Below are 7636 nucleotides of genomic sequence, written 5' to 3'. Positions count from 1 at the left end.
AGCGCCGCTGCGCATGCTGATGAACAACCTGCACCCGGACGTGGCCGAGCGCCCGCAGGAACTGGTGGTGTACGGCGGCATCGGCCGCGCCGCGCGCGACTGGGAAAGCTTCGATGCCATCGTGGAGACGCTGAAGCGCCTGGACGATGACCAGACCCTGCTGGTGCAGTCGGGCAAGCCGGTGGGCGTGTTCCGCACCCATGCCGATGCGCCGCGCGTGCTGATCGCCAATTCCAACCTGGTGCCGCGCTGGGCCAACTGGGACCACTTCAACGAGCTGGACAGGAAGGGCCTGGCCATGTACGGCCAGATGACCGCCGGCAGCTGGATCTACATCGGCGCACAGGGCATCGTGCAGGGCACCTTTGAGACCTTCGTGGAAATGGGCCGCCAGCATTTCGGTGGCGACCTCACCGGCAAGTGGCTGTTCACCGGTGGCCTGGGTGGCATGGGCGGCGCACAGCCGCTGGCCGCAGTGATGGCCGGTGCCTCGTGCCTGGCCGTGGAATGCCGCAGGAGCAGCATCGACATGCGCCTGCGCACCGGTTACCTGGACACCTGGACCGACAACCTGGATGAAGCGCTGCGGCTGATCGACGAAGCCTGCAGGGCCGGTACACCGAAGTCGGTGGGCCTGCTGGGCAACGTCGCCGATGTGCTGGCCGAACTGCTGGAGCGCGGCATCAAGCCGGACCTGCTGACCGACCAGACCTCGGCGCACGACCCGGTGAACGGCTACCTGCCGCAGGGCTGGACCGTCGAACAGTGGGACGAGAAGCGCGTTTCCGCGCCGAAGGAGGTGGAAAAGGCCGCACGCGCGTCGATGGCCAACCACATCCGCGCCATGCTCGGTTTCCACGCGCTGGGCGTGCCGACCGTGGACTACGGCAACAACCTGCGGCAGATGGCGCTGGAGGAAGGCGTGGCCAATGCCTTCGACTTCCCCGGCTTCGTGCCCGCCTACATCCGCCCGCTGTTCTGCCGTGGCATCGGCCCATTCCGCTGGGCCGCGCTGAGCGGCGACCCGGAAGATATCGCCAGGACCGATGCCAAGGTGAAGGAGCTGATTCCGGACAACCCGCACCTGCACCGCTGGCTGGACATGGCCGCCGAGAAGATCAAGTTCCAGGGCCTGCCGGCGCGCATCTGCTGGGTCGGACTGGGCGACCGTGATCGACTGGGCCTGGCCTTCAACGAAATGGTGGCCAACGGTGAGCTGAAGGCACCGGTGGTGATCGGCCGCGATCATCTGGACAGCGGCAGCGTCGCCTCGCCGAACCGCGAAACCGAAGCGATGGCCGATGGTTCCGATGCGGTGTCCGACTGGCCGCTGCTCAATGCCCTGCTCAACACCGCCAGCGGTGCGACCTGGGTGTCGCTGCATCACGGCGGCGGCGTGGGCATGGGCTTCTCGCAGCACGCTGGCATGGTGATCGTGTGCGATGGCACCGAGGCAGCGGCGAAGCGGATTGCGCGCGTGCTGTGGAACGACCCGGCGACCGGGGTGATGCGCCATGCCGATGCCGGATATGAGATCGCGCTGGAATGCGCGAAGGAGAAGGGGTTGGATCTGCCGGGGATTCTGGGCTGATCAAGCGGATTTCTGTAGAGCCGAGCCCATGCTCGGCTGATCCTGCCGGCGGCGTAATGCGTGGCCTGGAAGCAGCCGAGCATGGGCTCGGCTCTACAGATGCACGAACCCCCATACGCCACTGATGGGTGACGTACCGCCCGCGACCTGTTAACTTTCGCGCCACTTTCGTGGTTTACAGCCTGTCCGCATGCCGCTCTCGTCTTACCGCCCCACCCCGTCCCTGCTGTTCCTGGCCGTGTCCCTCGGCCTCGCCACCGCCGCCCACGCCGCCCCGCAGGCCACCACGCTCGACGCGGTGCAGGTCACCGCCGCCGATGCCAGCGCGCAGGCCCGCGAGGCGCTCAAGCGCGTGCCCGGCACCAGCAACGTCATCGATGTCGCCAAGGCCGACAGCCGCTTGGCCACCAGTGCCGACGTGCTGGCCTACCAGCCCGGCATCAATGCGCAGTCGCCGGGCAACGAGGGCACCAAGGTGTCGATCCGCGGTTCGGGCATCAACCGTGGGCCGGGCGCCCATGCGTCAGGCATCGCTGTTTCCCTCGATGGCCTGCCGTTGACCGGCCCCGGTGGCACGCCTTACGAGCTGCTGGAACCACTGTGGCTGTCGCGCGTGGAAGTGCTGCGCGGCGCCAACGGTTTCGAGCGCGGCGCGCTGGCGCTGGGCGGTGCCATCGACTATGTCAGCCGCAGCGGCCGTGATTCGGCCGGCGTGCAGCTGCACTACGAAGCCGGCAGTCGCGGCTACCAGAAGCGTGGCATCAGCTGGGGCGGCGTCAACGGCGATGTCGATTACTTCCTGGCTTATACCGATAGCGAGTTCGACGGCTACCAGCGCCACGCACGCGGCGACGGCAAGGGCGCAATGGCCAACATCGGCTGGCAGATCAATCCGGACCTGCAGACGCGCTTCTTCGTGCGCTACCGCGAGACGAATCACGAAACGCCCGGTCGCCTGACCCGCGACCAGATCCGCAACGATCCGCGTGCGGCCAATCCGTCCAACCTGGCTATCGATGCGCGGCGCCCGCAACCGGGCAGCACCTGGATCGGCAACATGACCACGCTGCAGATCGACGAGGAATCCTCGCTGCAGGCCGGACTGGTCTACCACAAATACCCGATGGACCTGGGCGAGAGCCTGTACCGCCAGCAGCTGGACTACGCCGACCTCAATGCGACGCTGGACTACCGCCGCCGCCATCCGCTGTTCGGCCTGGACAGCGAAACCACCATCGGCCTGCGCGTGACCCACGATCTGGATGCCAACGTGCGCGAGTCGCTGCGCTTTGCCAGCAACGGTTACGCCGCTGGCACCCGCACACGCGACTTCCAGCACCTGGGTACGCAGAGCACGCTGCACATCGGCAACAACCTTGCGCTGAATGATCGCCTGCGCGTGCAGACCGGCCTGGCCCTGATCAACACCCGCAGCGATGTGCAGGTCACCTGGCCCAGCAGCGGTGGCCGCCTGCACGATCACGACTGGGATTACGCGCCGCGCCTGGGCTTCACCTGGCAGCACAGTGCGCAGACGCAGTGGTTCGGCAACCTCAGCCGCTCGGTGGAAGCACCGCACCCGTGGTCGATGATCTGGGGTTCGAACCAGTTCTTCGGCGCGGGCAACGGTCCGTCCACCGGCCGCCAGAGCACGCCGGTGCCGATGCAGAGCCAGACTGCCACCACGCTGGAACTGGGCGCACGTGGCGAGGCAGCGCTGGGCCGCTGGGAACTGACCGGCTACTACGCACGCGTCAACCACGAACTGCTGAGCGTTGAACTGCAGCCGGTGCCGAACCTGTTCGTGGCCGAGAACAACGCCAGCCCCACCGTGCACCGTGGCATCGAGGCCGGGCTGGACAGCACGCTGTGGCAGGGGGTGCCGGGGCGCCTGTCGCTGCGCCAGGCCTATACGTTCAGTGATTTCCGCTACCGCCGTGATGCGCGCTTCAGCAGCAACCGCCTGCCCGGCCTGCCGCAGCACAGCTACCAGGCCGAACTGCGCTTCGACCATGCCTCAGGCCTGTACGCCGCACTGAACGCCGAGTACGCCTCGCGCATCGCGGTGGACTATGCCAACAGCTTCTGGGCCGACAGCCATGTGATCTTCGGTAGCCGCATCGGTTACGACGCGCCGGGCGGCCGCTGGCAGGCGTGGGCGGAGATGCGCGACATCGGCGACCGCCACTACGCGGCCACGGTGACGCCAGGCTATGACGATGCGGGCAAGGATGTTGCGCGCTCGACCCCGGGCGAAGGCCGCGGCGTGTATGCAGGGGTGCGCTGGCGCTTTGAGTGAGCGCCAGCTCGGAATCGCCGTGGCATTCCCTGCCCGCATCCCTGCAGACCAGCACGTGCGGCCGCTTCGGGCGCACGGCTGCGCATCGGTTTAGGCGAAGGCAACTAGAGCGCCTTCTTCAGTACGCCCTGCAAGCGGCGCTTGTGGGTTTCCACCGCCTTCCAGTTCCAGTCGCACACTGGCGGATCATCCAGCGCGCCGCGTTCGCGGGCCAGTGCTGCGCGCTTGGTGAGGGCCTGGACCTTCGCGCTGCAGTTCGCATCGATGGCCATCGGCAGCAGGATCGAAATCAGTCCCCAGCCGGACACCATGACGCGCGCCGATTCACTGCGCCCGGTGTCGAAGGGACGTACGCGCACGGCGCCGCCCATGTCCGCGTACTGCACACCCACCAGCAGCAGGCCGCCGGACTCCCATTGCAGTGCCCTGCCGTGTTCGCACAGCGCCTCGGCGGAGTCATAGCGGCGCGGCGGCGCACCAGCACGTGGATAGAGTTCGGTGACCAGCACCGGGGTGCGCTTGAACACAGCGCGCGCCACGGTCTCGACCACCTTGTTGGAAACGGCCGCCATGTCGTTCCGGATGCGGTCAGTGCGTGGCAGGCGACGGCGCGTCCAGCGCCTTCGCAATCGCCTGTTCGGCCAGCGGCGACATCAGCGCATAGCCTTTCGCGGTGGGATGCACGCCATCGGCAGCCAAGACGGGATCCAGGCCACCGGCCGCGTTGGCCATGGCCGCGTAGTAATCCAGGTAAACCAGCCCCTGCGCGTCGGCGTACTGCTTCAGCGCGGCATTCAGGGCGCGCACCTTGGGCGCAGGTTCGATACCGGGCATCCAGCGGTATTCGCTCACCGGCAGCACCGAAGCCAGCACCACACCGATGCCGTGGGCGCGGGCCAGCTCGACCATGCTGTGCAGATTGTCTTCGATCATCGCCTGCGTGCTGGGCCCGGTGTTGCCGGCGATATCGTTGGTGCCGGCAAGGATGACCACCACGTCCGGCTGCAGCGCGATGACGTCCTGGCGGAAACGCAGCAGCAGCTGCGGCGTGGTCTGCCCGCTGATGCCGCGGTTGAGGTAGCCCTTGCCGGGGAAGAACGTGGACGGATCCTTCTCGCCCCACAGCTGGGTGATGGAATCGCCGTAGAACAGCACGCGCGGCGCACCGGCCTGCTTGGCCGGCACGCGTGCGTTGGCCTCGCGGTAGCGGGCCAGGTTGGGCCAGTCGGACAGGCGCTGCTGCATGCCGCGCACCTCATCCGGAGTGAGCTGGTCCACCGGCTTCAACAGCAGCGGGTTGACGCCTGCAGGTGGCTGCGCCTGCGCAGCGGCTACAACCAGGGTGAAGGCCAGGGCCGTGGTGCTGCGTCGGGTCCATCGCGGAATCATCATGAATGCTCCAACAGGAACTGGCTGATCTCACGCCGCAGATCCAGATCGTCGGTCTGCCGCGCGGCTTCGTCGGCGCGCAGCGCGAACTCGTAACCGCGCTCGTTTTCGCCCTGGTCGATGTGGCGCCGCGCCAGCTCCAGGCAGATCGATGCCTCGCCTTCGATCACGCCGAGCTGGCGTGCCTGGGTCAGCGCGCGCTGGTAATAGCCGATCGCTACCCCGCTGTCGCTGGTGAAGTCACCCAGGGTTTCCCAGAGGAAGGGATGATCGCGGCCTTCCACCGCCATCGCATCGCAGTATTGCCGCAGTTCGTCATGCAGCCGCCACTGGCTGCGGGTATCGCCGTGGGTGCTGGCGTTGGCCATTTCGACGGCCACGCCCAGTACGTGTTCGTACACGTCCTGTGGAATTTCCATGGGAACCTCCTGCCGCTTGGATGTTGCACGGTCAGGCTAGCACGGGCGGGGGGGCATTCATCCATGCATGGCGTGGCACAGCATCCACGCATGGCGTGGATCTACGGGTAGAAGGCCCTTTGGTGGCGCGGATTCACCGAGGGCCGTGCGAGGGTGGTACCTCCTGTGCGCCCCACTGTTCGTTCTTCGTGCTGCCCAACTCGAAGTCCAGGGTGCCACCGCGCTGCACGAAGCTGGCCGGCAGCCAGCTGGCGTTGCTGGCCTTGCCATCCACCTGCAGCGACTGCACGTACGGCGCATCCATCGCTGCACCGCGTGCACGCACCACGATCTTCGCGCCCGGCCGGGTAATCACCGCTTCGGTGAACAGTGGGCTGCCGATCACCAGGTCCGCGCGGCCCGGGTACACCGGGTACAGGCCCAGCGCCGACCACACGTACCACGAGGACATCTGGCCAAGATCATCGTTGCCGGGCATGCCTTCAGGCGTGTTGGTCCAGATCTGGCGCATCGCCTGGCGCACGGTCTCCTGGGTCTTCCAAGGCTGGCCGAGGAAGTTGTACAGCCACGGCGCGGCGATGGAGGGTTCGTTGTCCAGTTCGGCATGCAGCGGGCCGGACTTGGTCACGGCCCACGCACCATCGGGCTTGCGGAAGAACGCATCCAGTCGCGCGATGCTGGCCTCACGGCCACCGAGTGCCTCGAACAGCCCGGCCGGATCGAACGGCACCATCCACAGGTACTGCGCACCACTGCCCTCGACGAACCCATCGTCGGCGGCCGGGTCGAATGCCGGCCAGCTGCCATCGGCATTGCGCTGCTGGATGTAACCCTGCTGCGCAGTCGCCTTGGGGTTGTAAAGATTGCGCCACCAGCCGGAGCGCTCGCGGAACTGCTTTGCACCCTGCGTGTCCCCCGCAGCGAGGGCCAGTTCGGACAGACCGAAATCGGCGCTGACCATTTCCAGCGTATCAGCCGCGCTGCCCCAGCCCGGTGCGCCTTCCGGCATGTACTTCAGCGCCAGCCACTGGTCCAGGCCCGGGCGCTGGCCCACGCACAGCACTGGGCAGCCTCGCGTGTCCAGGTCGCGCGCGGTGGGCACGGTCGCCGCCTTTTTCAGCGACGCGTAGGCGCGCTGCAGATCGAAGCTGCGGCCGCCGAAGGCATGGATGGCCGCCACCGACGGCGGCGAAGGATCACCGTTCATCACGCCAGTAGCGCCGGTGATGTGGGTCCAGCGATCCCAGACGCCGCCATTCTGGTCGGCCTGGTTGAGCAGCGACTGCGCCACGTCCGAGCCGACCTGCGGCTGCAGCAGGGTCAGCAGCTGCAGCTGCGAACGGTACACATCCCAACCCGAATAGTTGGCGTACTGCGCCTGCTGCCGCTTGGCCAGCGCATGCACCTTGCCGTCCATGCCGCGATAGCGGCCGTCGCCATCGCTGTGCAGGTTGGGGGCCAGCATGGCGTGGTACAGCGCGGTGTAGAACACGGTGCGCTCATCGGGCGTGCCGCCCTGCACCCGCACCTGCCCAAGCAGTTCGTTCCACTTCGCGCGGGTGGCCGCCTGCGTGGTCGCCAAAGTCGTGCCCTGCGGACTCTCGCGGCGCAGATTGGCCCGCGCGCCGGCTTCATCGACGTAGGAAATGCCGATGCGTGCGGTCACCTGCGGCGTGCGCTTGGCATCGAAACTGATCCAGCCGCCCGCGCCCTTGCCGGCCGGCGGGTGGCCCTTGCTACCATAGGTGGTGCCACCGCCGCCCTCACGCGCGCCGGCCTGCACGCTGTCATCGCGCCAGGTACCGCCCACTTCGAACGGCTGGTCGAACTCGGCGACGAAATGCAGGGTGTAATAGCTCTCGCGGCGGTCCTCGGCGAGGTAGCCGCAGAAGTTGCCGCTGGTGACCGAACCGCGCACGGTGCGCGTGGCCGGGTCGA

6 protein-coding genes are annotated in these 7636 nt (G+C 67.4%); 2 read left to right on the top strand and 4 right to left on the bottom strand.

What is annotated here, in order from left to right:
* On the top strand, nucleotides 1-1591 hold a 1591-nt coding region (gene hutU, locus ACQKDV_RS17085), incomplete at its 5' end, for a urocanate hydratase (protein ID WP_427785311.1).
* 190 nt (nucleotides 1592-1781) lie between these two features.
* On the top strand, nucleotides 1782-3890 hold the full coding sequence (locus ACQKDV_RS17080; protein ID WP_427785310.1) for a TonB-dependent receptor family protein: 2109 nt from the start codon (nucleotides 1782-1784) through the stop codon (nucleotides 3888-3890).
* A 104-nt stretch (nucleotides 3891-3994) separates the two neighbouring features.
* Here the strand turns inward: ACQKDV_RS17080 and ACQKDV_RS17075 are convergent, their stop codons facing one another.
* The 4 genes from ACQKDV_RS17075 to ACQKDV_RS17060 form a co-directional block, all read right to left on the bottom strand.
* On the bottom strand, nucleotides 3995-4462 hold the full coding sequence (locus ACQKDV_RS17075) for a hypothetical protein (protein WP_427785308.1): 468 nt from the start codon (nucleotides 4460-4462) through the stop codon (nucleotides 3995-3997).
* A 16-nt stretch (nucleotides 4463-4478) separates the two neighbouring features.
* The gene (locus tag ACQKDV_RS17070; protein ID WP_427785307.1) at nucleotides 4479-5282 is read right to left on the bottom strand and encodes an SGNH/GDSL hydrolase family protein; all 804 of its coding nucleotides are present in this window, start codon (nucleotides 5280-5282) and stop codon (nucleotides 4479-4481) included.
* A complete protein-coding gene (locus ACQKDV_RS17065) occupies nucleotides 5279-5698 on the bottom strand; it encodes a hypothetical protein (RefSeq protein ID WP_427785305.1) in 420 nt (139 codons plus the stop codon). The genes ACQKDV_RS17070 and ACQKDV_RS17065 overlap by 4 nt, the downstream gene beginning before the upstream one ends.
* A 133-nt stretch (nucleotides 5699-5831) precedes the next feature.
* A partial coding sequence (locus ACQKDV_RS17060) for a GH92 family glycosyl hydrolase (protein WP_427785303.1) occupies nucleotides 5832-7636 on the bottom strand: 1805 nt, incomplete at its 5' end.

Origin of the sequence: Stenotrophomonas sp. NPDC077659 (assembly GCF_050268705.1) — a bacterium.
Taxonomy (GTDB): Bacteria; Pseudomonadota; Gammaproteobacteria; order Xanthomonadales; family Xanthomonadaceae; genus Stenotrophomonas.
Note: the sequence above shows the minus strand (reverse complement) of the source record. Positions and strands in the feature narration are given on the sequence as shown.